Raw genomic sequence first — 24,937 nt, 5'->3', positions numbered from 1 at the left:
CTAGTAAGAACCCTGAAAGATGATCAGGTTGATAGGTCAGAGATGGAAGCGTGGTAACATGTGGAGTTGACTGATACTAATCGTTCGAGGACTTAACCATAGTCTTATGGCATTACTCGTTTTTACTTAAACTTCTTCTACATTATCTAGTTTTGAGGGAATGAAAATTTTCTCTTGCAAAATTTTAAAAAGTCATTATAATAAATAATGTCTTACCAAATAGTCTGGTAATAATGGCGAGAAGGTCACACCCGTTCCCATACCGAACACGGAAGTTAAGCTTCTCAGCGCCGATGGTAGTTGGGACTTTGTCCCTGTGAGAGTAGGACGTTGCCAGGCTGTTATATTATTCCGCAGTAGCTCAGTGGTAGAGCTATCGGCTGTTAACCGATCGGTCGTAGGTTCGAGTCCTACCTGCGGAGCCATTTTATTTTTTTTGAAAAAATTAGCTATGCTTCCATAGCTCAGTAGGTAGAGCACTTCCATGGTAAGGAAGAGGTCAGCGGTTCGAGCCCGCTTGGAAGCTTACCTATTTCATAATTTAATGGCCCCTTGGTCAAGCGGTTAAGACACCGCCTTTTCACGGCGGTAACACGGGTTCGAATCCCGTAGGGGTCACCATTTATATTTTTGGAGGATTAGCTCAGCTGGGAGAGCATCTGCCTTACAAGCAGAGGGTCGGCGGTTCGATCCCGTCATCCTCCACCATATTTTATGTGCCGGGGTAGCTCAATTGGTAGAGCAACTGACTTGTAATCAGTAGGTTGGGGGTTCAAGTCCTCTCGCCGGCACCATTTTCTTGAATTGAATATGGAGGGGTAGCGAAGTGGCTAAACGCGGCGGACTGTAAATCCGCTCCCTCCGGGTTCGGCGGTTCGAATCCGTCCCCCTCCACCATTCATATTTTTTAGAAAACTGGACAAACTTATTATTAATCACATTGGGCTATAGCCAAGCGGTAAGGCATCGCACTTTGACTGCGACATGCGTTGGTTCAAATCCAGCTAGCCCAGCCAAGAGCCATTAGCTCAGTTGGTAGAGCATCTGACTTTTAATCAGAGGGTCGAAGGTTCGAGTCCTTCATGGCTCATCATTTAACAACAAGACCTGCGGAATATAATTCTTTGGGTCTTTAACTATGAGTGCGGAAGTAGTTCAGTGGTAGAACACCACCTTGCCAAGGTGGGGGTCGCGGGTTCGAATCCCGTCTTCCGCTCCAGACTCTTTGGGGCCTTAGCTCAGCTGGGAGAGCGCCTGCTTTGCACGCAGGAGGTCAGCGGTTCGATCCCGCTAGGCTCCACCATCACACTACATATAGATATTTGCCTTAAACCTGTTATGGTTTAAGGCTTTTTTTATGTTTAAGAAAAATTTTAATGATACTATTAACGACTTAAAGAGTGAAAAAAGAAGGAAACCGATAGCCAATGGAGGCTATTGCCTATCAAGAGAACGGAAAAAGAAGGAATACGGTAGTCAATAAGGGGGATTGGCGACTGAAAGGAAGTAAAAATGTAAGAGCGGTAGCCAATAAGTGCTTTTGGCTACCGAAATGATGAAAAAAGAGAGAAACGGTCACCAATAAAAACCCTTAATGATAATCCGAATTCATACCGTATATATATACATAATTTTGTCGAGTTGAGTCATCTTAATGAAAGCGGTTAAAATAGAAGTAACAAGGGTTAGGAGGAATAACATGAAGAAGCTTTCAATTATCGGGATGCCAATGGATTTAGGTCAAATGAGACGTGGGGTAGATATGGGGCCGAGCGCCATTCGTTACGCAGGAATTAATGAGAGACTAAGGCCATTATTTGATGACGTCCACGATTTAGGTGATATCCCTATTGGTAGACCGGAAGTGGTTGTGGATAAAGAATCTAATTTACGTAATTTAGATCTTGTAGCAGAAAAAAATACATTGCTCGCTGAAAAAGTAGATGAAGTTATCCAAGCCGGGTCATTCCCGCTTGTACTTGGCGGTGACCATAGCATTGCGATTGGGACACTGGCGGGTGTGGCGAAGCATTATAAAAACTTAGGAGTCATCTGGTATGATGCTCACGGTGATTTAAATACAGCAGAGACCTCTCCATCAGGGAATATCCATGGGATGCCATTAGCGGTCAGCATTGGTTTAGGGCATCCTTTACTTACAGACATTGGTGGCTATACGCCAAAGATTAAACCAGAGCATATTGTCATTATTGGGGCAAGGTCCCTTGATGAAGGAGAAAAGATTTTAATCCAAGAAAAAGGCATTAAAGTTTTTACCATGCACGAAATTGATCGTTTAGGCATGGCAAAGGTGATGGAGGAAACCATTGCTTATCTTAAAGATAAGACAGATGGAGTTCACTTATCACTTGATCTAGACGGACTAGATCCGATGGACGCACCTGGTGTTGGAACGCCAGTTATGGGCGGAATCAGCTACCGTGAAAGCCACTTAGCAATGGAAATGCTAGAAGAATCAGGATTAATTACATCCGCTGAATTTGTGGAAGTCAATCCTATTTTAGATGAGAAAAACAAAACAGCACAGGCGGCAGTGGCACTAATGGGATCATTGTTCGGGGAAAAATTACTATAAGATAAACGGAAAGCAGCTTTTGTAGAAGCTGCTTTTGTATTTTTCAGGCATCCTAACATTACTATTTCCAGTAAAAATTTGTTAAAATTAAATTTGTAAAAGATTTAATTATAATTTGAAACTTTTTTAGCTATTGATTCGTAAGAGTGTATAGCCACAATGGAGCTGAGGAAAATAAATGGATGCCATTATAAAAAAACGAATAAAACAAGTTATTAAAGGCGATCAAGATGCATTTGCTGAAATCATTGAAATATATAAAAACAGTATTTACCAACTTTGTTTTCGGATGCTTGGCAACCGGCATGAGGCAGAGGATATGGCACAAGAAGCCTTCATCCGTGCATATGTTAATATAAATTCGTTTAATCAAGATTTGAAGTTTTCAACCTGGTTATTTCGAATTGCTACGAATTTATGCATCGATAGAATCAGAAAGAAAAAGCCTGATTATTACTTAGATGCTGAAGTATCGGGTACTGATGGATTAACAATGTATTCACAGTTAGAATCTGATTCGCCATTACCTGAAAAAGAATTGGAAAGTTTAGAGCTACAAGAAACGGTTCAAAAGGAAATTATGAAACTGCCGGAAAAATACCGGTCGGTTATTGTTCTAAAATACATTGAAGAATTGTCCCTTAATGAAATTAGTGAGATTCTCGATATGCCTTTAGGGACAGTAAAGACACGAATCCATCGTGGGCGCGAAGCATTAAGACAACAATTACGTTATTTGTGATAAGAGGTGAAAACACGGTGAAGTGTTCAGAGGAAATCATCGAACTAATGCATGAATACTTAGACGAAGAAATTGACCCAACAAATGAGAAGAAACTAAGAGATCACCTCCAAAGTTGTAAAGATTGTGAGACAATATTCAATGAATATAAAAAGACAATTGCCTTTATAAAAGGTACATCAACGATGCAGCCGTCTGCAGATTTTACCGCGGGCGTTATGGCCCATCTTCCGAAAGAGAAGAAAAAAGTCAGTGTACAAAGATGGCTGCGGAATCATCCTATGCTCGCGGCAGCTTCCGTATTTGTCGTACTTATGATTGGAAGCCTAGCTTCTACCTGGAACCAGGGACATGAATTGTCCTTTTCAAAGCAGGAAAATTTGGTTGTACAAAAAGATACTGTTATTGTTCCTGAAGGTGAAGTAGTAAAGGGCGATGTCGTCGTCCGAAATGGAAATCTTAAGGTTGAAGGGGAAGTACAGGGCGATGTTACCGTCATAAACGGAGAACAATATTTAGCTTCTGCCGGACATGTAACCGGGCAAATAGAGGAAGTAAACGAGGTATTCGATTGGATATGGTATCACATGAAAAAAACAGCATACGAGGTTATAGATATTTTTGATCAAAGTAAAGAAGAATAGAAGTCACTCTTTAAGGAGTGATTTCTTTTTATTTCATTACGATTATTCATTTCAATTACATATAATAAGGTACAAGTAGGTTTTATGGTATAATATAAAGGTTATGAAAATCATTTGATTTTTAAGAAACTTACGGAGGAAAAACAATGCCGTTTGAGGATTTCACTTTATGGGAGTATTTAGCTACGATTGTTGATATTCTCCTTGTATGGTATGTCATTTATAAACTGATTAACCTCATAAAAGGAACAAAAGCTGTCCAGTTATTAAAAGGAATTTTTGTTATTCTCCTAGCGAGGGTTGTCAGTGAATTTTTCGGCTTAAAGACGTTAAGCTGGATTATGCAGCAGACCATAAATTGGGGATTTCTTGCGATAATAATTATTTTTCAGCCAGAGCTTAGAAGAGCCCTTGAACAATTAGGTCGGGGACGGTTTTTTTCAAGAAGCAGTGGTCAAGACGATGATGAACAAGAGAAAACCGTGGAGGCGATTATTAAAGCAACGGATTATATGGCGAAACGCCGTATTGGAGCTTTAATCTCGATCGAGAGAGAAACGGGTATGAGTGATTACATAGAAACGGGTATTCCATTAGACGCGAAGGTTTCTTCTGAATTACTCATTAATATTTTTATACCGAATACACCGCTCCATGATGGAGCCGTTATTATCCAGAAGAATAATGTTGCGGCAGCGGCTTGTTATCTTCCTTTATCAGAGAGTCCTTTCATATCGAAAGAACTAGGGACAAGACACCGTGCTGCCTTAGGAATTAGTGAAGTGACGGATAGTATCACAGTGGTTGTATCGGAAGAAACGGGCAATATTTCATTAACGAAAAATGGAGAGCTGCACCGCAATTTAACACTAGAGGGATTTAAAGAATTAATCGCTCATGATTTGATTATCAGCAACAAAGACAAAACAGCTTCTTCAGCTCGCTGGAACTGGAGGGGGAAGAATAATGGATAAACTGATGGATAATCCTTGGTTTCTTAAGATACTCGCCTTACTATTAGCTGTTCTGCTCTATACAGCTGTTCCAAACTCAAGCGGCGAAACTTCAGATATTAATGTTCCAGGGGAAGAGTCTTCGGCGACACTTGTTGATATCCCAGTTAAAGCCTATTACGATACGGAAAATCTTGTGGTTTCGGGAATTCCTGATACCGTTGAAGTTGCGATAGAAGGTCCGATGCCGAATGTTCAATCCGCCAAAGCTTTAAAGAATTTTGAGGTCTTTGTTGATTTAACGAACCCAAAAATCGGAAATCAAAAGGTGAAATTTGAGGTTAGAGATTTATCGGATAAGCTAAAGGCAACCATTAAGCCTTCCTCCGTCACGGTATCGGTACAGGAGAAGGTTACAAAGGAATTCAAAGTGGAAGCCGAATTTAACAATTCCTTAATAGAGGAAGGATATAAAGCCGGTCAGCCAGTAGTGGAACCGAATAAAGTAAAAATTACCGGTGCGCGTGATGTAATTAATAAAATTACATATGTAAAAGCAACGATTGATGGAAAAGACACATTTAATGAAACCTTTACCAGAGAAGCCCAGGTTCAAGTACTGGATAAGGAGCTAAATAAACTAAAGGTGGTCGTTGAGCCGGCAAGTGTTGAGGTGACAATCCCGATCAAAAACTCAAGCAAAACGGTGCCAATTAATGTTTTAGAAAAAGGAAATGCCCCATCTGGCATTACGATTGAATCCATCGACTTAGATGTAAACGAAGCATCGATAACCGGAGATGAGGATGTCGTTAAGAATACCGAGAATGTTCGGGTAGAGGTCGATGTCAGTAAAATAACGGATAATACAACGCTAACTTTACCAGTTATCATTCCAAATGGTATTACGAAGGTATCACCACAAACGGTAAAGGCAACTGTAGTCGTAAAAAAGGAAACAGAGAAGACAGTCTCCGGAATCCCGATTAATATTAGGGGACTGTCCGTACAGCATCATGCGGTTATTAATGACCCGGCTAATCGAGCGATTAATTTGCTTGTATTTGGTTCCAGTGATCTAATAACAGCGTTAAGCCAAAAGGACTTTAATGTGTTTATTGATTTAACCGGAATTACTGAAGGTAGTCATGATGTCAATATCCAGGTTGAGGGCCCTCCTAATGTCAATTGGAAGCCGGATAAATCAACAGCAAAAATTACAATAACGAAAGATAACGTATAAAAGTAGAAGTGTGCAAGAAACGAAAGCTAACTATAAGTTGTAGCAGTATACATGATAAGGAGCGATTTTGATAATGGGAAAATACTTTGGTACGGATGGTGTCCGCGGGGTTGCAAATAGTGAGCTAACACCAGAATTAGCATTTAAATTGGGTCGTTTCGGCGGATTTGTTTTGACAAAAGACAAGAATCGTCCAAAGGTACTAATTGGTCGTGACACACGTGTTTCTGGGCATATGCTCGAGGGAGCGTTAGTCGCAGGTCTTTTATCGATTGGAGCAGAGGTCATGCGTCTCGGCGTTATTTCCACTCCGGGTGTAGCATACTTAACAAAAGCATTAGGGGCAGAGGCTGGAGTCATGATTTCGGCATCCCATAACCCAGTTGCGGACAATGGAATTAAATTCTTTGGACCAGACGGCTTTAAACTTTCTGACGAACAAGAGCTTGAAATTGAAGAATTGATCGACATGGAAGGTGATCATTTACCACGTCCGGTTGGCGGAGATCTTGGCCAGGTGATGGATTATTTTGAAGGTGGCCAAAAGTATCTGCAATTCCTTAAAAATACAGTTGATGAAGATTTCTCTGGAATCCATGTTGCCCTAGATTGTGCACACGGTGCTACATCATCCCTTGCAACACATTTATTTGCTGACCTAGATGCGGATATTTCTGTTATGGGCGCATCGCCGAACGGTATAAATATTAATGCGGGTGTCGGATCAACTCATCCAGAAGCGTTAGCTGAGTTGGTTAAAGAAAAAGGGGCAGATGTAGGACTTTCCTTTGATGGTGACGGAGACCGTCTTATTGCCATTGATGAAAAAGGGAATATCGTTGATGGGGATCAAATCATGTACATTTGTGGGAAGTTTATGAAGGAGCAAGGACGTCTTAAGCATAATACAATTGTGTCAACGGTTATGAGTAATCTTGGGTTCTATAAAGGTCTTGAAGGCCATGGTATTCAAAGCGTACCTACTGCCGTTGGTGATCGCTATGTCGTAGAGGAAATGAAGAAGAATGGATTTATCCTTGGCGGTGAGCAATCTGGTCACATCATTTTCTTGGACTATAATACGACTGGAGATGGCCTGTTAACAGGATTGCAATTAGTGAATATTATGAAGGTGACACAAAAGAAACTTTCCGAATTAGCAGCTGAGATGAAAAAGTTCCCGCAAAAGCTTGTTAACGTTCGGGTAACGGATAAACACCATGTAACGGATAATCTGAAAGTAAAAGAAGTCATTGAGCAGGTTGAGGCCGAAATGAACGGGGACGGCCGGATTCTAGTTCGTCCATCAGGAACAGAGCCGCTAGTTCGCGTGATGGCAGAAGCCCCAACAGAAGAACTATGCGCGTCATATGTTGACAGAATTGTTGCCGTGGTAAAAGCGGAAATGGAATTAAAAGAATAGATAAACTTTAGTGTTTAGCTGCAGTGCCTAATTAAAGCGCAGCAGCTTCTCTTTTTTTGCATAAGGGAACTTTACCGATCCCTTATGCATATTTTATTATGTGTTGGAAAAAATAAACACTTTTCCATTCTGATATTGGTTGACGAATTTCCATTCATCAGGTAATATTAGTTTGCTTTGATTATTCAAAGTACAAGAATTGGAAGGAGGACAGAGGTAAACAAAAATGGAAAACTTAAAGCGCCTGAACTAACCGAAAGTGAGTTTGGTTAGTTGACGAGGAGGAGGTTTATCGAATGTTCGGCGGATACCTCCCGGTTGCACGCACAATCGAAAGTTCTTCTTTAAAACATCGAGGTAACTTGGTGGACAAAGAGAAGAAATTGCGCATACTAAGGTAAGTCTCAAAAAAAGGTATAGACAGATACCTGAAGAAAAACAGAGATAAGGGGGCAAGGTAAGCCTCCGAAAGAGCATTCTTGCCCCCTAATTTAGGGAGGAAAAGAAAAATGTGTGGAATTGTTGGTTATATTGGAAATAACGATACGAAAGAAATCTTATTAAAAGGCCTAGAAAAGCTTGAATATAGAGGATATGACTCCGCTGGTATTGCGGTAATGAATGAAAATGGTGTCCATGTTTTTAAAGAAAAGGGACGAATTGCGGATTTACGTGAGATCGTAGATGTTGACGTGCTTGCAAATATTGGTATTGGTCATACTCGTTGGGCAACACATGGCGTACCAAGCAAGGTAAACTCTCATCCACATCAAAGTACAACAGGCCGTTTTACGCTTGTTCATAATGGTGTCATTGAGAACTATGATCTTTTAAAGCGTGAGTATTTAACAGATGTAACTTTTGTCAGTGAAACAGATACTGAAGTCATTGTTCAATTGATTGAAAAGCTTGTAAATGAAGGCCTAGGGGTAAAAGAAGCGTTCTGTAAGACATTAACGCTATTACACGGATCCTATGCGCTTGCTTTATTGGATAAACAAAACAGTGACACCATTTACGTGGCGAAAAACAAAAGCCCGTTGCTAGTCGGCCTAGGGGACGATTTCAATGTTGTTGCCAGCGATGCGATGGCAATGCTTCAGGTAACGAACCAATATGTTGAATTAATGGACAAAGAAATCGTCATTGTCACGAAGGATGAAGTAACCATTCAAAACCTTAACGGTGAAACGATTAAGCGTGCACCATATACAGCGGAATTAGATGCCAGCGATATTGAAAAAGGGACATACCCGCACTATATGCTAAAAGAAATCGATGAGCAGCCACTGGTGATGCGTAAGATTATTCAAACGTATCAAAATGAACAGGGTGAATTAACCATCGACCCTGAAATCATTACGGCAATGAATGCCGCTGACCGTGTCTATATTATTGCAGCTGGTACTTCTTATCATGCTGGACTTGTTGGTAAGCAGTTCATTGAAAACATTGCTAAACTTCCTGTGGAAGTGCATATTGCCAGCGAATTTGTCTACAATATGCCACTATTGACGAAGAAACCGTTGTTCATCTTCATTTCTCAAAGTGGGGAAACAGCTGATAGCCGTGCTGTGCTTGTGAAAGTAAAGGAAATGGGTTATCCAACATTAACGATTACGAATGTTCCTGGCTCGACTTTATCACGTGAAGCGGATTATACACTTTTACTACATGCAGGTCCAGAAATCGCGGTTGCTTCTTCAAAAGCTTACACAGCGCAACTTGCGGTATTGGCTATTTTAGCTGAAGTTACAGCGAAAAGCCAAAACATCTCTGTAGATTTTGACCTTGTTCATGAACTTGGTATCATAGCAAATGCTATGGAAGTGCTTTGTGATTCTAAAGAGTTGATTGAGGTTATTTCTCGTGAGTTCTTAGCTGTTACCCGAAATGCTTTCTTTATCGGCCGCGGTGTCGACTATTATGTTGGCTTAGAGGGTGCGTTAAAGCTTAAAGAAATCTCTTATATTCAAGCAGAGGGCTTTGCTGGCGGGGAGTTAAAGCATGGGACGATTGCTTTAATTGAAGAAGGAACCCCAGTCATTGCCCTTGCAACACAGGAAAGTGTGAACCTAAGTATCCGAGGTAACGTCAAGGAAGTTGTTGCCCGTGGTGCAAACCCATGCATTATTTCGATGAAGGGTCTTAACATGGACGAAGACAGCTTCGTCATCCCAGAAGTACACGAATTATTAACACCACTTATCTCTGTCATACCGTTACAATTAATTGCCTACTACGCAGCGTTGCACCGTGGTTGCGATGTCGATAAACCACGTAACCTTGCAAAATCGGTAACCGTTGAGTAGAATAGCAAAAAGGGTAAGCATAAATCTTATGCTTACCCTTTTTTAATAATGTGGAAATAGGCTAACTTAACACTTTTACTAAATTCGGCATTCTTACTAAAGTTTTAACTCTAACAGTTAAATGCTCCATTAAGAATGTTCCTTTAATTAATAAACTAATTAAGGCAGATAGTAAGGAAATAAGTGTATTCAAAGCTATCCCTCCACATTCAAAATTAGTGTTAATACTAACACTAGAATTATTTTCTGCTTTGAACAATGATTTATTCATTTACCATCTTTTATTATGCGTGCCCGATCCTCCATTTGTGGCGGCTCCTCAAACCAACCATGTTTAATCTTAAGCTTAACTCCTTCTTGTCCATAGAAATAAATATCTTTGGCTAATAAGGTTGTTTTCATCGTTATATCATTTCGATAAGTAAAAAATGCCCCAAAGCTACTCGCAACAAGTCCAAATCCATTAAGAAGGTAAATGCAATGCATCATAAGCTTGTCAGAGAATGGAGCGACGGTTGATTTTGTTACCGTGCTGCCTGAAGTAGCGGAAAACTGAACATCGCTTTCTAAAAGAATATCTTCCATTACTTTAATCTGTTTCTTCGCTAGCTCTTTTCCTTTCACAAAGTATTCTTTGACCTCTTTCTTCTCCGCACATTGGGCAAAACCGGTAATCAGTTGCATTCCAATATTATTTACCTCAATACTATGATGAAGAAAGCCGAGCTCAAGAGCATTTAAGGCCCTTTTGTCAGAAAAGGGGTTAAACCCATTCAAATAATTTTTGCTTTCAATAAACTCAATGGAAGTTGGCATTGTTACTTTCGGTGGAAGCGTGAGAATTCCCTTTTCAAGTAAGTAAAGGGTTGATAATTTATAAATCTTTTGAGTAACCATCGTTAGACCTTCAAAAATTTGCATGACTTTATCATTATAGGCCATATTCATATTGATGGTGTACATCCCCATGCTTACTTCTTTTAATATACGGACAAACATAATATCAAAGCCATTGTCGAATAATTTGGGAGCTTGCAAGTTAACATCTGCTGTTGTATAACCTATAGGTTTTGCCATTCCTTGCTCTTCAAACAATTCTTCCATTTTCAAAACATAATAATTAAGCTCTTGCCACAAACCACCCAAAATATTTCTACCTTCTTGATCCTCCGATTTCTCTATAAAATATTCCAACATTCTCATTATAAGTGTCTTTTCTTCGTAAGTTAGCCAAAGAGTTCCCACCTCAGATGCACTTATCGGGTTTGTTAAAATCAAGTTCTATTCCTCCAGTTAAATATCATTATCCACTATTTTTAATTTAACCTGTTTGGGTTACAAATATTAACCTGTTTTATGGATACAATTTGGGTCGTATTGTTGCATCATAGCTAATAATAGAATTTAATCAAACGTTTAATTAGTTTAAGAGAAAAACTAATCAAACGTTTGATTGATTACTAGCATGCATGATATCTAACGAATTGGACGGAGACTAAATGAAGGGAAGTTGACAAAAGAGACTTTTAGGAATATTATTATCTTGTATTCAAGATATTTTAATTCAAGATAAAATTAGGGATTAGTTTTCGAATTCTATATATTTTTCATTTTTAGAACAAAATAACTAGACTAATGTCATGTTCTGGAGGAGATAAATAATGAAACATATTTTCAATCAGGGGCAAGATCCAACAAGTCCTACTTTACTATTGCTTCATGGTACAGGAGGGAATGAATTAGATCTGCTGCCACTTGCTGGTATGATTGATGATCAGGCAAATGTATTAAGCGTCCGTGGGAATGTATTAGAAAATGGGATGCCACGGTTTTTTCGCAGATTAGCCGAAGGTGTTTTTGATGAGGAAGATCTAATTTTTCGAACAAAAGAATTAAATGAGTTTCTGGATGAAGCGGCAGAAAAATACGGTTTTAATCGAGAGAATATCCTAGCGATTGGCTATTCAAATGGGGCCAATATCGCTGCTAGCCTTTTATTTCATTATCAAAACGCACTAAAAGCGGCGATTCTCCATCATCCAATGGTTCCGAGAAGAGGGCTGGATCTCCCGGACTTAACGGGCAAGTCGGTATTTATTGCTGCGGGAACCAATGATCCAATCTGTTCATCTCAAGAATCAACAGAACTACAAGCGTTAATGGAAGGGGCCAATGCGAATGTAGAACTTCATTGGGGGAATAGAGGTCATCAATTAACGATGCAAGAGGTTGAAGCCGCTGCAAGCTGGTATCGCAAGATTAAATAAAAATATCAGGTTTAACGAAAGAGCTAATCGGTAATCGACTAGCTCTTTTCTATTGTCCAAAACATGTTTCTTAACCTTTTGCATAATTACAACTTATAATACTCACGAAGTAAATAGGAAATCCCTTTACAATGAGGGTGATTGCGAATATTCTCTAGCAATCCTTTCACAATTACAGGGCTAAAACTAGGTTCGACCAGCTCCTGTTTAAGCAGGGTGAGTGATTCCTTTTCAATTGAACCTTCCATTTCGTCTATTTTTTGCCCAAGGATTTCGAGCAAATGTTCCTTGGTTACTTCTCCATCTAACGGATGTTCTAATAATTGATTCAGCTCTTTGGAGATAAATGGAATGGTCGTGTGTTTCACAAGGGTCTTTGTTTTTTCCACAAGAGATTTTGATAATAGATCAAGATCTAACGGGATTTGATTGAATAATAATATGTGTGAATAGGTGCTCATAAACCCTTTGATACAGTAAACTAAATCATATTTTATGCTGTCGATCTCTTTGCCATATAAACGCTCAAGCATAAATAAAATAATTTTTTCCAATGATTTATCGAAGTAATGCATTTTTAAGATAAACTCTTCATTGAATGTTTGCATTTGCTCTTTCATAAGGATTTTGGCAAAATCAGTATGCTTAAGAAAAGCAATATATGTTTCATAATAAAACTTATATAGTAGTTCTTCGTCATTGTTAGAATTTCTGACTACATAGTCAATATCAGAGGTGAATTGCATCATAAAATGGTCAATTAGTGCTAATATCAATTCGTCCTTTGACTTGAACGATAAATAAAAGGCCCCTTTAGAAATGCCGCAGTGCTCTGTAATTTGTTGAATGGAAGTAGCGCCAAAACCTTGTTTTGCAAATAACTCTAAGGCTTTTTCCATTATTAATTGCTTTTTTATCAATTTTATCGCTCCTAAAGTACTATTCGTTGACAAATGACCGGTTAGTCATTATTATAAGTAAATGAGCTAATGAAGTCAAATAAGGGTAGGTGTAACAGTGAAGGGTTTAGTCAACTTTGTCTTAAAAAATAAATTAGCAGTATGGCTGTTAACCATTATCATTACAGTATCGGGGATGTATTCCACTACTCGAATGAATATGGAAACAATACCAGATATATCGATTCCATACTTAATGGTAATGGATGTTTATCCAGGTGCCACGCCTGAACAGGTTATGGAAGACGTATCCATGCCGATAGAAAAAGCCGTTGAAGGCCTTGAAGATGTGAAATTTGTCTATTCTAATTCCTATTCCAATATGTCAAGTATTCAAGTCGAGTATGAATACGGAATTGATATGGATGAGGCGAAGCGGGCATTAGAGTCTGCCTTAGATGCAGTGAAACTACCAGAAGGAGCACAAGAGCCGACGATTACATCCATTAGCATGAACATGATGCCAGTGGTGGCACTAAGTGTAAGTAGTTCTAAAGAGGATATCGTTGAATTAACTTCAACGGTCGAAGAAAGTATCCTTCCAAAAATTGAAAAACTTGAGGGTGTTGGCTCTGCAACCATAACTGGCCAGCATATCGAAGAAGTAGATCTTACTTATAACGAAGCGAAAATGGCTGAACTTGGTATCACAGAAGATACGGTCAAACAAATGATCCAAGCTAGTAACCTAGCGGTATCATTAGGTCTTTACGAATTTGAAGAGGGCGAGCAAGCTGTCGCCATTGATGGTAAGTTTATGACTGCGGATGAGTTGAAGGAAATGCTAATTCCGGTAACACCATCGGCAGCAAATCCAAATCCGTTTGTGAAACTTAGTGATATTGCAACCATCGATGTAGTGGGTAAGGTACAATCGATTTCACGCACAAATGGTGAAGACGCGATTGCTATCCAGATTGTCAAAGAACAGCAAGCTAATACCGTTGATGTTGTGAATAGTGTGAAGAAATTAGCAAAAGAGGAAAAGAAAAAGGTTGATGGTCTTGTTATCGATGTAACACTTGACCAAGGTAAACCAATTGAAGATTCCGTTTCAACCATGGTTGAAAAAGCAGTCTTTGGCGGCTTGATTGCCGTATTAATCATCCTGCTATTTTTACGTGATGTGAAATCAACGATTATTTCCATTATCTCGATTCCAGTTTCGATTTTTATGGCATTACTCGTGCTGAACTGGATGGATATAACGCTAAATATTATGACATTAGGTGCGATTACGGTAGCAATTGGCCGTGTCATCGATGACTCGATCGTTGTAGTTGAAAATATTTATCGTCGAATCCATTTGAAAGAAGAAAAATTGAATGGCCGGGCCTTGATCCGTGAAGCAACCATTGAAATGTTTAAACCAATTCTGTCGTCGACATTAGTAACGGTTGCTGTATTTGCGCCATTAATGTTCGTTGGTGGTATGGTCGGAGAATTGTTCATGCCGTTTGCCTTGACAATGGCATTTGCCCTTGGAGCGTCATTAATTGTCGCGATTACGATCGTACCTGCTCTTTCTCATTTCTTATTTAAGAAGAAGTTATACAGTGAGAAAACAGCAAGTAGTCATAAAGAGGTTGGGAAATTAGCTAAATGGTACAGAGGTATTCTTGAAAAAGCCCTGAACCACAAGATCATTACTTCCGTGATTGCGATTATCCTATTAGCAGGAAGCTTAGCGTTAACCCCATTGATTGGTTTTAGTTTCTTAGGAAGTGAAGAAGAAAAGGTTATGTACTTAACTTACACTCCAGGAACTGGTGAGTTAAAAGATGAAACATTAGAAAACGTTGCAGCGGTAGAGGAAAAATTACTAAAACGTGATGATATTGACATTGTTCAAGTATCGGTGACAGAAAGCGGCGAACCAATGGCAGCGATGATGGGTGGCGGCGGAGACGGTGCTTTAATGTATCTGATCTTTGATCCGGAAATGGAGAACTTCCCAGAGGTACGGGAAGAAATAGAAGAGTATGTGTTCAACATTGACCAAACAGGTGAATGGAAGAGCCAGAACTTCTCGTCAATGTCGATGGCACAAAATGAAGTTAGCTATACCTTCTACAGTGAGGATTTAGATAAGCTAAATGAATCTGTAAAAATGGTAGAAAAAGTAATGAAGAAAAATAAACACTTAGAAGATGTTTCTTCAAGTGCAGAAGATGCGTACGTGGAGTACACGTTCAAGGTCGAGCAAGATGAATTGCTTCAATATGGTTTAACTGCAGGTCAAATTGTCATGATGTTAAACCCTGCTAGAACAGAACAAGTTTTAACAACCGTTGAAAAAGACGGGAACTCGTTAGAAGTAATTGTTCAGCAAGAGCAAGCTGCACAGCCAAAGTCCATTGAAGATATTTTGGCAACACCAGTGCCAACAGCTCTCGGAACAACAATGCCACTTTCTGAACTTGTAGAGGTGAAGAAGGGGACGACATTGAATACACTTGCACGTAGTAAAGGTGAATACTACGCAACCGTTTCAGCAACGGTTATTGGCGATGATATTTCAAAAGCATCATCTGAATTAGACAAAAATATTGATAAGTTAGATTTACCGAAAGGTGTTACCGTAGGTGTTGCCGGGGTTCAAGCTGACATGACGGAAACCTTCACTCAGCTAGGAGTAGCAATGCTTGCGGCAATCGCGATTGTTTACTTCATCCTAGTTGTTACATTCGGAGAAGGTCTAGCACCATTTACAATCTTATTCTCATTACCATTTGCGGTTATTGGTTCCTTTGCTGGCCTATACATCGCCGGCGAAACCATTTCTGTACCGGTTATGATGGGACTATTGATGCTCATTGGTATCGTTGTAACCAATGCAATTGTACTGGTCGACCGGATTATTCATATGGAACGCGATGGTATGAACATGCGTGAAGCGATCCTGGAAGCGGGAGCCACTCGTCTTCGTCCAATTTTAATGACAGCCATTGCGACAGTTGGTGCGTTAATTCCATTAGCAATTGGCCAAGGCGGCGGCGGTTTGATCTCGAAAGGTCTTGGTATTACCGTAATTGGTGGTCTAACAAGCTCAACGCTACTAACACTAATTGTTGTACCAATCGTTTATGAAGTATTATCTAAGCTATTTAAGAAAAATCGTAAAGAAATCGAAGAGAACTAATGGGAAAGCCTTCAAGATGTCCATCTTGGAGGGTTTTTTCGTGCTTTCGGGAAAGCAAACAGTATTCAATGATCGACAAATTTCATTCGATTTTAAAGGATGGAAACCAATCACTTAAAGGTTTCATTCGATTTTAACTAAACGTTTAATTGGCATCGAAAGTTGTCGAGTTATGTCATTTATTTGAAACTAAAGCAGTGTGTAGTGGTAATATCTAGGGGCTTCAGACCTATTTTAATGTTGGCAACAACCACAATGACAAAATGCACTTTTGATTGAATTGATACACCCCTGAAAACGCTTTAATATAAAAATAGAAAGTTCAACAAAATAAGTTGAAGGGGGAAAAAGAGATGAACGAAACAACTAAAGATAAATCAGATGTTAAAGTGAAGATACAAAAGTTTGGTAGTAACTTAAGTAATATGGTATTGCCGAATATCGGGGCGTTTATTGCGTGGGGGTTTATTACCGCGTTATTTATCCCGACAGGTTGGTGGCCAAATGAAGATTTGGCTAAATTAGTTGGACCAATGATCACATTCTTATTGCCATTATTAATTGGTTTTACCGGTGGTCGAATGGTTTATGATATCCGCGGTGGGGTTGTTGGTGCAACGGCTACCATGGGGGTTATCGTTGGAACAGATATCCCGATGTTTTTAGGTGCTATGCTTATGGGACCAATTGGTGGATATGCGATTAAGAAGTTTGACCAAGCGGTTCATGGCAAAATCAAAGCTGGATTTGAAATGCTAGTTAACAACTTCTCTGCAGGAATTATTGGTGGTGCGTTAACATTAATTGCCTATAAAGCGATTGGACCAGTGGTTGTTGGATTAAGCGATGTATTGGCTTCTGGAGTTGAAGCCATTATCAATGCTAATTTATTGCCATTAGCTAACATCTTTATCGAACCGGCAAAAGTACTATTCTTAAATAATGCGATTAACCATGGAATCTTAAGTCCATTAGGTATTGAACAAGCTGCTGATGCAGGAAAGTCTATTCTTTTCTTATTAGAAACAAACCCTGGACCAGGATTAGGTATTCTTCTTGCATTCTGGTTGTTCGGTAAAGGTACGGCGAAACAAACGGCACCAGGTGCGGTTATTATCCACTTCTTAGGTGGTATTCATGAAATTTACTTCCCGTATATCTTAATGAAGCCGACGTTAATTCTTGCTGCTATGGCAGGGGGCATAAGTGGAGTATTCACATTTAACCTTTTCAATGCAGGACTTGTTGCGGCTCCATCACCAGGTAGTATTTTTGCCCTGCTTGCGATGACACCAAAAGGAAATTATGTTGGCGTGTTAGCAGGTGTATTAGTAGCAACAGCCGTATCATTCGTGGTAGCTTCTTTAATCTTAAAAACAAGCAAATCAACGGAAGAAGAAGATTTATCTTCTGCAACTGCAAAAATGGAAGAAATGAAAGGCAAGAAAAGCTCTGTTTCATCTGTATTAACAACACAAACTGCTGTTAATCCTGAATCTGTTAACAAAATCGTATTTGCTTGTGATGCAGGAATGGGTTCAAGTGCGATGGGTGCTTCGATTTTACGGAATAAAGTGAAAAAAGCAGGTTTAGATGTTGAGGTTATTAACACAGCCATTAGCAACTTACCTGCAGATGCCGATGTCGTCATTACCCACAAGGATTTAACCGATCGTGCAAAAGCAAAACTTCCGAATGTTACTCATATTTCAGTAGAAAACTTCTTAAATAGTCCAAAATATGATGAGTTGGTTAACTCTTTGAAGAAAGAATAGGAATAATGCCTGGCAACATTGATTTTGTTGTCAGGTTTTTTAATTTTGTCAACAAGTCCAATGACGATTTCAGCATTAGATATTGTTGTATAAGGGATTTATGCGAAATAAAATGAAAGTATAAGTAATATTTTTTTGATTTTGGCAACATTATAAGATGAGAGTACTATCCTCGCAGAGGGAGTGAAGTACATGTACATTACCGCAAGAGAAAGACAAATTCTTGAAATTCTGTTAACGGAAACAGATGAGACGACCGTCAAAGATCTTGCTGACAAAATTGGCGTCAGTGGCAGGACGGTTCACCGCGATTTGAAAAATGTAGAAGATATTTTAAAAGAATACGAACTTTCGTTACAGAAGAAGTCCGGTGTAGGTGTTCAAATCACAGGAGACCCAAATAAAATCCGCGAATTAGAGCTGTTTTTATTTAATCTATTTCATACCGAGTATACACCTGATGAACGGCAAACGATTATCTTATGCGAGCTTTTAGAAGCGAACGGACCTGTTAAACTCCTAGGTCTAGCCAATGACCTAAATGTAACGATTGCAACGGTGAGTGCAGACTTAACAAAATTAGAAGAGAAATTGCATGCTTCTAGACTCTCACTCATTAGAAAAAGAGGGTATGGTGTTGAGCTTGAAGGGGATGAAGGCGCCAAAAGAAGGGCAATGAGCCATTTAATTTCAGAGTATCTCGATGAATCTGAGATTCTATCCTTAGCAAGAGAAAATATCCAAAAGCGTTCATCCCAGCAAATCAATTCTATTTCGGAAAGGTTATTAGGGCTAGTTGAGAAACAAAAGCTGATTACGGTCGAAAAAATAGTCGATTCGATTGTGCAAGATTTGCCCTTTGTGATGGCAGACAGCGCCTATATAGGCTTAGTCGTTCACCTTGCACTTGCAGTAGAACGAATTCAAAAAGGCGAAGGTATTACCATCAACCAAGCCTATGTTGAAAATCAGCATGATTCAAAGGAATACAAATTTGCTGAGAAAATTGTGGCTGAGTTAGAAAAAGTATTTAAAATTGAGATCCCTCAAGCAGAGGTTGCCTATATCACGATGCATTTAAAGGGTGCAAAGCTGCGCCATGATCATGAATATTTCACCGAGGATACAAGCTTTCAGGCAGGGGTTAAAACACGAAACCTGATTGACTATGTTGGGAAACGAACAGGGCGGGACTTATCCGACAATCGTTCTTTATTTGAAGGACTGGTCATGCATCTAAAGCCAGCCATCTACCGCATTAAACAAAAGATGGGGATCAGCAACCCGCTGTTGGAAAAGATCATGCGTGATTACCCTGAGCTTTTTTCATTGGTAAAAGAAGCCGTGCAACAAGTTTTTCATGAGTATGAGGTACCTGACGAGGAAATAGGATATCTTGTGATGCATTTCGGTGCTGTACTTTTAGGCAGTAAGGATCTTGGGAATGTAAAAGTTTTGGTGATTTGCTCGAGTGGGATTGGCACATCCAAAATGCTGGTTACGCGGCTGCAAAGAGAATTTCCTGAACTAAAGCAGGTGCAAAATGTCTCACTGATGGAATTTAAGAAAATGGAGACTGATGATTATTCCTTCATTATTTCGACGATTCCCATTCCGGATTACCATTTGGATTATATTTTAGTGAGTCCGATTCTGAATAAAGAGGAAATCGAAAAAATCCGCTCTTTTATCAATGAGCAGCTGATAGTGAACAGTTCCGAGAAGAATCTCGCGATAACTTTAAATGAAGCCGTGAATAAAAGAACAGCAGCGGTACTTATTGAAGAACTGTCCGCAATTAAAGAATACGCCCATACAATTGGGAGCCTTCTTGCTGGTTTTGAGCTAAAAGAGCTTGCTCCATTGCAGACGAAAGAAATTTTAGAATACGCAGTTAGTGACTTGTTTGAAAAAAATAAGATTCAGGATATTGAAGCCGTGATTCATTCCATTAATGAAAGGGAAAAACTCGGCGGGCTTGGAATTCCTGAAACGACGATGGCACTTTATCATACGCGCTCTCACCATGTTCTCGAACCTATCTTTACAATCTATACAGTGGCTGAGCCCATTGAGGTTCTTGGGATGGACGGAAACAAAATGGGGATGAAGTCGCTCGTTTTGATGCTATCACCAGAAGAGGCCTCGGAAAGAGTTTTGGAAGTATTAAGCTCCCTTAGCTCACTGTTAATTGAGAGCGAAGAAAGTATTTCTGTGTTTCAATCAAACGATCAGGGCAGGATAGAAACATTGCTAACAAGAAGATTTGATCAATTTTTTGATGAGAAATTAACGAAAATAAGGAGTGTTTAAATCATGTCAATTTTAGCAAAGGAAAATATTTTATTAAATCAAACAATAGGAACAAAAGAAGAGGCGATTCGTTTGACGGGAAGCATTCTTGTTGAAAAAGGCTATGTCGATGTAAGCTATATTGAGAAAATGCTAGAGCGTGAGCAATTAACATCGACTTATATGGGCAACTTTGTGGCGATTCCGCATGGCACGGAGGATTCAAAGCAGTTTGTGAAGTCATCAGGGATTTCTTTCGTTCAAGTGCCACATGGGGTTGACTTTGGCGGAGGCAATATCGTGAAATTATTAATCGGAATTGCCGGTAAGGATAATGAGCATCTAGACATTTTATCTCAGATTGCGATTGTTTGTTCCGAAGAAGAAAATATTGAAAAGCTTGTTGCTGCTAAATCAGCTGATGAAATTTTAGCTATTTTTGAAGAGGTGAACTAATTTGTTAGCTGTTCATTTTGGTGCCGGAAATATTGGCCGCGGATTTATTGGGAATTTATTATATCATTCAGGTTATCAGACATGCTTCGTCGATGTTAATGCGGAAATGGTAAAACTCTTAAATGAAAGAAATGAGTATCGAGTTGTCTTAGCGGAACCTTCCCAGGAAGAAGTTATCGTAAAAAATGTAAAAGCGATAAATAGCGCTTTGAATCCTGAACAAGTCATTGCTGCGATTGCGGAGGCTGATCTTGTAACGACTGCCATCGGTCCGAATATTCTCCCATTGATTGCAAGTTTAGTGGCAGATGGCTTGCGGAAAAGGGTTGAAGTTTCAGATAAACCCCTTAATATCATTGCATGTGAAAACATGATTGGCGGCAGTTCGCTTTTAAAAGAGAAGGTTTTTGAAAAATTAACGGACGAGGAAAGGTCACAGTTTGAAGGACGCTTCGGATTTCCGGATTCTGCGGTCGACCGAATCGTGCCAAACCAAGTAAATGAAGATAAATTAATGGTGAAAGTGGAGCCATTCTATGAGTGGGTGGTTGAGGAAACGAAACTGGTTGGTGGAAAACCAGCGATTAATGGTATTACCTACGTTCAAGAGCTAGTTCCGTATATTGAGAGAAAGCTATTCACCGTGAATACAGGTCATGCTTTGGCGGCGTATTTTGGGTATTATTATGGTGTGGAGACCATCAATCAGGCAATGGAGAATGAGAAAATTAGTGAATTGGTTGAAGGAGCGCTGAAGGAAAGCGGCGAATTTTTAGTTAAGAAATATGGCTTCAATGCTGAAGTTCATGCAAATTATATTAAGAAAATTCTTCAACGCTTTTCTAACTCCTATATTGTGGATGAAGTGACGCGTGTGGCCCGATCGCCAATCCGTAAGCTTGGAGCAAATGACCGTCTCTTAAGTCCGGCTAGACAATATCTTGAGGTGGTTGGTAAAGAGCCAGAATTTCTTTTGAAAGGTGTCGCAGCTGCTCTCCAGTATGATTTTACTGGAGATGACGAAGCAGTCCAAGTACAATCAACGATTAAGGAACATGGATTGGAAGCTGCCGTTGAAAAGTATACGGGGTTGGCAGCTGGATTACCCTTGTTTACCGGGATTATCCAACAATATCATCAGTTGAAAAAATAAGCAGAAATGCCGTTCACGATTGTGAGCGGTTTTTTTCAATTTTAGGGATAGGCTCATGATTGGGACATGAACGAGTGACCCTTTTTTTGTATTTTTATACCGTTTGTTTGTATGTTACATAATATTGTGTTATATTGGTATTAAGTAACATCGAAGTGGGGGGTGAAGTATGGAGTATGTAGAAGCAATCCGTGATTTAAAGCAAATTCAGGCAATGAAAAAGGTGCTAAAAAACCATTCTGAAAGAGATTATCTCCTATTTATTTTTGGAATCAATACCGGACTGAAAATTTCTGAAATACTAAAGCTTAAAGTTTCGGATGTAATCGACAGTAAAGGCATCGTTTTAGAGTATTTGACACTCAAAGATGATGAGGGAAACTGTCTGGAAATTTACCTAAACAATAAGGTGAAAAAAGCAATAAAAGATTATTTGCATATCACAAATTATGATTCCACAATGTTTTTATTTAAATCCCCAAAAACGCAACAGCCGATCACAAGACAGCAAGCCTATCGCGTTATCCATGATGCCGCACAAGAAGTAGGCATCACCACGAAAATCGGTACACATTCACTACGGAAAACATATGGATACCATGCCTATAAACAGGGTGTTGCGATATCGCTTTTACAGAAATATTTTCATCACTCCACGCCATCGGAAACCTTAAAATATATAGGTGTTTCCAAAGCGGAAAAAATCAAAACGGTAATCGATGTGAATTTATAAAAGGAGGATTTTTTAATGGACATTAGAGAACGTGAATTGCCAGGTATTGGCTGTAAATTTGAAATTATCACGAAAAATAAGGATAAGTTAGTGGTTGTGATTCATGATGATGGCCGAAGAGAAATTTACCATTTTGATTCTGATGATCATGAAGAAGTAGTCAGCTCCGTCACTTTCAATGATGCTGAGGCTAGACAAATTGCAGGCATACTAGGCGGAATGTCTTATAAACCGAAAGCATTAGAGACGATTGACATGGCCTTTGATGACCTAATGATTGAATGGTATCAAGTAGAGCCAGATGCACCCGCTGTAAATAAAACCATTGGGGAAATCGATATCAGAAATAACTTTGGTGTGACAGTAATTGCCATCAAGAAAAAACATGGGAAGTCTAATAATCCCGGCCCAGAAACCGTGATTGAAGCAGGGGATATGTTAGTTATTTCAGGAGAAAGAAATCAACTAAAAGAGTTGATTAAGAACCTACTATCGAAAAAGGGGTGAGGTTTATAGATGAATCATTTAGTTTTTGAGGTTGGTACAGCACTTGTCTTGATTGCCATAGCATCTGTGATTGCAAATAAATTAAAGTTTTCCATTATTCCGTTCCTCATCGTCCTTGGGATGTTGGTGGGGCCGCACGCTCCTACCATTGGAATCATTGATTTAACCTTTATTGAAAGTAATGAAATTATCCAATTCTTGGGCCGTATCGGCGTCCTATTCCTGCTCTTCTATTTAGGGTTGGAATTTTCCGTCGGAAAGCTAGTTAAATCCGGACGGAATATTGTAGTCGGTGGGAGTGTCTATGTTGCTATAAATTTTGTTTTAGGTATTCTATATGGCCTTTTAGCTGGGATGCCATGGATGGAGACTCTCATTATCGCTGGTCTTGTCAGCGTCTCATCCAGCGCAATCGTCGCCAAGGTTCTTGTTGATTTAAAACGAACAGCCAATCCGGAAACTGAGTTGATTCTTGGGATTGTCTTGTTTGACGATATTTTTCTCGCGTTATTTTTAACCACAATGTCAGGGGTTTTACTTGCTGGCTCCACTTCTGTCCTCGGAATTGTTACATCCGTCCTTATTTCTGTCGGATATATGTTATTATTTTTCATCATTGCACGAAAAGGTGCGCCATTATTGAATAAATGGCTGAATATAAAATCAGATGAAATTTTCATTATTGTCATCTTTGCAATATTGTTCTTTGTCGCGGGCTTCTCAGAAACTCTCCATGTGGCTGAAGCGATCGGTGCCTTACTGCTAGGATTAGTTTTTTCAGAAACAGAGCATCGAGATCGCATAGAGCACCTAGTTGTTCCATTTCGGGATTTCTTTGGTGCCATCTTCTTCTTCAGTTTTGGATTAAGTATTGATCCATCCACATTAGCGGGTGCCATTTGGCTGGCATTAGGTGCAGCAGTGATAACGATTGCCGGAAATTTTACGGCCGGAATGATCTCGGGGAGACAAGCCGGGCTCTCGCACAAAGCGTCCACCAGTATTGGGTTAACGATTATGGCCCGGGGGGAATTTTCGATTATCGTCGCCAATTTAGGGATTGCAGCAGGCTTAAATTCAATATTAATTCCATTTACAGCCCTCTACGTCCTTATCTTAGCCATCGCCGGCCCACTCTGTGCAAAAGAGAGCAGAACCATTTACACCTATCTAAACAAATTATTCAAATGGAATACCGTTTCTTTGGAGAAAAAGAAAATCCAGGTGCCGGGAGAGTAATAGGGAGATCCAATCTGTTTTTAGGTTGGGTCATTTTTGATGAGGATCAAAAATGATATAGAAAAATTGGTCCCGGATAAGGTAATAATGACCCTAACCCATCAAAAAGTGAGGATAGGTCATTATAAAAGGTTTATAATGCCTGCCCTCCCGAATGAAAAGGAGGGAAGGTAATTATGAAAGGTTTATAATGCCCGCCCCCCAAATGAAAAGGAAGGAAGGTAATTATGAAAGGTTTATAATGCCCGTACTCCCGAATGAAAAGGAGGGAAGGTAATTATGAAAGGTTTATAATGCCCGCCCCCCAAAATGAAAAGGAGGGAAGATAATTATAAAAGGTTTATAATGCCCGCCCCCCAAATGAAAAGGAGGGAAGGTAATTATGAAAGGTTTATAATGCCCGTACTCCCGAATGAAAAGGAGGGAAGGTAATTATAAAAGGTTTATAATGCCCGCCCCCCAAAATGAAAAGGAGGGAAGATAATTATAAAAGGTTTATAA

The 24,937-nt window shown here is 39.5% G+C and carries 19 protein-coding genes, 10 tRNA genes and 2 rRNA genes; 28 read left to right on the top strand and 3 right to left on the bottom strand.

The features are described from left to right. From ACWM35_RS24840 to glmS, 19 genes are all read left to right on the top strand, one after another. Nucleotides 1–100 (top strand): 23S ribosomal RNA (locus ACWM35_RS24840); the annotation flags it as partial. Between the two features lie 123 nt (nucleotides 101–223). Further along, nucleotides 224–339, top strand: a 5S ribosomal RNA gene (gene rrf, locus ACWM35_RS24835). An 11-nt stretch (nucleotides 340–350) separates the two neighbouring features. Continuing rightward, a tRNA-Asn gene (locus tag ACWM35_RS24830) sits at nucleotides 351–425 on the top strand. Between the two features lie 28 nt (nucleotides 426–453). Beyond that, a tRNA-Thr gene (locus ACWM35_RS24825) sits at nucleotides 454–526 on the top strand. Between the two features lie 20 nt (nucleotides 527–546). After that, a tRNA-Glu gene (locus ACWM35_RS24820) sits at nucleotides 547–621 on the top strand. Nucleotides 622–632: 11 nt separating this feature from the next. Then, a tRNA-Val gene (locus tag ACWM35_RS24815) sits at nucleotides 633–708 on the top strand. Between the two features lie 10 nt (nucleotides 709–718). After that, a tRNA-Thr gene (locus ACWM35_RS24810) sits at nucleotides 719–794 on the top strand. An 18-nt stretch (nucleotides 795–812) separates the two neighbouring features. After that, nucleotides 813–897: transfer RNA gene (locus ACWM35_RS24805), tRNA-Tyr, on the top strand. A gap of 44 nt (nucleotides 898–941) precedes the next feature. Further along, a tRNA-Gln gene (locus ACWM35_RS24800) sits at nucleotides 942–1,016 on the top strand. Nucleotide 1,017: 1 nt separating this feature from the next. Beyond that, a tRNA-Lys gene (locus ACWM35_RS24795) sits at nucleotides 1,018–1,090 on the top strand. A 54-nt stretch (nucleotides 1,091–1,144) separates the two neighbouring features. Next, nucleotides 1,145–1,219: transfer RNA gene (locus ACWM35_RS24790), tRNA-Gly, on the top strand. A gap of 8 nt (nucleotides 1,220–1,227) precedes the next feature. After that, a tRNA-Ala gene (locus tag ACWM35_RS24785) sits at nucleotides 1,228–1,303 on the top strand. Nucleotides 1,304–1,699: 396 nt separating this feature from the next. Next, entirely contained in the window at nucleotides 1,700–2,596 is an 897-nt protein-coding gene (gene rocF, locus ACWM35_RS24780) for an arginase (RefSeq protein ID WP_454821555.1), read from the top strand. 178 nt (nucleotides 2,597–2,774) lie between these two features. Continuing rightward, nucleotides 2,775–3,338, top strand: a complete 564-nt coding sequence (sigW, locus tag ACWM35_RS24775; RefSeq protein WP_454821554.1) for an RNA polymerase sigma factor SigW — start codon at nucleotides 2,775–2,777, stop codon at nucleotides 3,336–3,338. A 17-nt stretch (nucleotides 3,339–3,355) separates the two neighbouring features. Then, nucleotides 3,356–3,982 (top strand): anti-sigma factor family protein, encoded by a 627-nt coding sequence (locus ACWM35_RS24770; protein WP_454821553.1) that lies wholly within the window; start codon nucleotides 3,356–3,358, stop codon nucleotides 3,980–3,982. Between the two features lie 146 nt (nucleotides 3,983–4,128). Continuing rightward, nucleotides 4,129–4,956 carry a diadenylate cyclase CdaA gene (cdaA, locus tag ACWM35_RS24765; RefSeq protein WP_454821552.1) on the top strand — a complete coding sequence of 276 codons (828 nt, stop codon included), beginning with the start codon at nucleotides 4,129–4,131 and terminating at the stop codon, nucleotides 4,954–4,956. After that, entirely contained in the window at nucleotides 4,949–6,178 is a 1,230-nt protein-coding gene (locus tag ACWM35_RS24760; protein WP_454821551.1) for a CdaR family protein, read from the top strand. The genes cdaA and ACWM35_RS24760 overlap by 8 nt, the downstream gene beginning before the upstream one ends. A gap of 73 nt (nucleotides 6,179–6,251) precedes the next feature. Beyond that, nucleotides 6,252–7,601 carry a phosphoglucosamine mutase gene (gene glmM, locus ACWM35_RS24755; protein WP_454821550.1) on the top strand — a complete coding sequence of 450 codons (1,350 nt, stop codon included), beginning with the start codon at nucleotides 6,252–6,254 and terminating at the stop codon, nucleotides 7,599–7,601. A 509-nt stretch (nucleotides 7,602–8,110) separates the two neighbouring features. After that, on the top strand, nucleotides 8,111–9,913 hold the full coding sequence (glmS, locus tag ACWM35_RS24750; protein WP_454821549.1) for a glutamine--fructose-6-phosphate transaminase (isomerizing): 1,803 nt from the start codon (nucleotides 8,111–8,113) through the stop codon (nucleotides 9,911–9,913). Between the two features lie 61 nt (nucleotides 9,914–9,974). Here glmS and ACWM35_RS24745 read toward each other — a convergent pair whose 3' ends face one another. Next, a complete protein-coding gene (locus tag ACWM35_RS24745) occupies nucleotides 9,975–10,106 on the bottom strand; it encodes a hypothetical protein (protein ID WP_454821548.1) in 132 nt (43 codons plus the stop codon). 74 nt (nucleotides 10,107–10,180) lie between these two features. Further along, nucleotides 10,181–11,191 (bottom strand): DUF3231 family protein, encoded by a 1,011-nt coding sequence (locus ACWM35_RS24740; protein WP_454821547.1) that lies wholly within the window; start codon nucleotides 11,189–11,191, stop codon nucleotides 10,181–10,183. 383 nt (nucleotides 11,192–11,574) lie between these two features. Between ACWM35_RS24740 and ACWM35_RS24735 the strand changes: the two genes are divergently transcribed. Continuing rightward, nucleotides 11,575–12,180: an alpha/beta hydrolase gene (locus tag ACWM35_RS24735; protein ID WP_454821546.1), complete on the top strand. Its 606-nt coding sequence runs from the start codon at nucleotides 11,575–11,577 to the stop codon at nucleotides 12,178–12,180. An 86-nt stretch (nucleotides 12,181–12,266) separates the two neighbouring features. Here the strand turns inward: ACWM35_RS24735 and ACWM35_RS24730 are convergent, their stop codons facing one another. Then, nucleotides 12,267–13,100, bottom strand: coding sequence for a TetR/AcrR family transcriptional regulator (locus ACWM35_RS24730; protein WP_454821545.1), 834 nt, complete (start codon nucleotides 13,098–13,100; stop codon nucleotides 12,267–12,269). Between the two features lie 97 nt (nucleotides 13,101–13,197). Here ACWM35_RS24730 and ACWM35_RS24725 point away from each other — a divergent pair, with 97 nt between their 5' ends. From ACWM35_RS24725 to ACWM35_RS24690, 8 genes are all read left to right on the top strand, one after another. Beyond that, nucleotides 13,198–16,281, top strand: coding sequence for an efflux RND transporter permease subunit (locus tag ACWM35_RS24725; protein ID WP_454821544.1), 3,084 nt, complete (start codon nucleotides 13,198–13,200; stop codon nucleotides 16,279–16,281). Between the two features lie 353 nt (nucleotides 16,282–16,634). Then, nucleotides 16,635–18,056, top strand: coding sequence for a PTS mannitol transporter subunit IICB (locus ACWM35_RS24720; RefSeq protein ID WP_454821543.1), 1,422 nt, complete (start codon nucleotides 16,635–16,637; stop codon nucleotides 18,054–18,056). Nucleotides 18,057–18,248: 192 nt separating this feature from the next. Further along, on the top strand, nucleotides 18,249–20,369 hold the full coding sequence (locus tag ACWM35_RS24715) for a BglG family transcription antiterminator (protein ID WP_454821542.1): 2,121 nt from the start codon (nucleotides 18,249–18,251) through the stop codon (nucleotides 20,367–20,369). A gap of 3 nt (nucleotides 20,370–20,372) precedes the next feature. After that, nucleotides 20,373–20,804, top strand: a complete 432-nt coding sequence (locus ACWM35_RS24710; RefSeq protein WP_454821541.1) for a PTS sugar transporter subunit IIA — start codon at nucleotides 20,373–20,375, stop codon at nucleotides 20,802–20,804. A gap of 1 nt (nucleotide 20,805) precedes the next feature. Next, on the top strand, nucleotides 20,806–21,957 hold the full coding sequence (locus tag ACWM35_RS24705) for a mannitol-1-phosphate 5-dehydrogenase (RefSeq protein ID WP_454821540.1): 1,152 nt from the start codon (nucleotides 20,806–20,808) through the stop codon (nucleotides 21,955–21,957). Nucleotides 21,958–22,126: 169 nt separating this feature from the next. Further along, nucleotides 22,127–22,690 carry a tyrosine-type recombinase/integrase gene (locus ACWM35_RS24700; protein WP_454821539.1) on the top strand — a complete coding sequence of 188 codons (564 nt, stop codon included), beginning with the start codon at nucleotides 22,127–22,129 and terminating at the stop codon, nucleotides 22,688–22,690. Nucleotides 22,691–22,705: 15 nt separating this feature from the next. After that, on the top strand, nucleotides 22,706–23,197 hold the full coding sequence (locus ACWM35_RS24695) for a cation:proton antiporter regulatory subunit (RefSeq protein ID WP_454821538.1): 492 nt from the start codon (nucleotides 22,706–22,708) through the stop codon (nucleotides 23,195–23,197). Between the two features lie 9 nt (nucleotides 23,198–23,206). Further along, entirely contained in the window at nucleotides 23,207–24,436 is a 1,230-nt protein-coding gene (locus ACWM35_RS24690; protein WP_454821537.1) for a cation:proton antiporter, read from the top strand. Nucleotides 24,437–24,937 lie beyond the last annotated feature (501 nt).

This window comes from Neobacillus sp. K501 (assembly GCF_053749995.1).
This window is presented reverse-complemented; position numbering and strand designations above follow the sequence as displayed.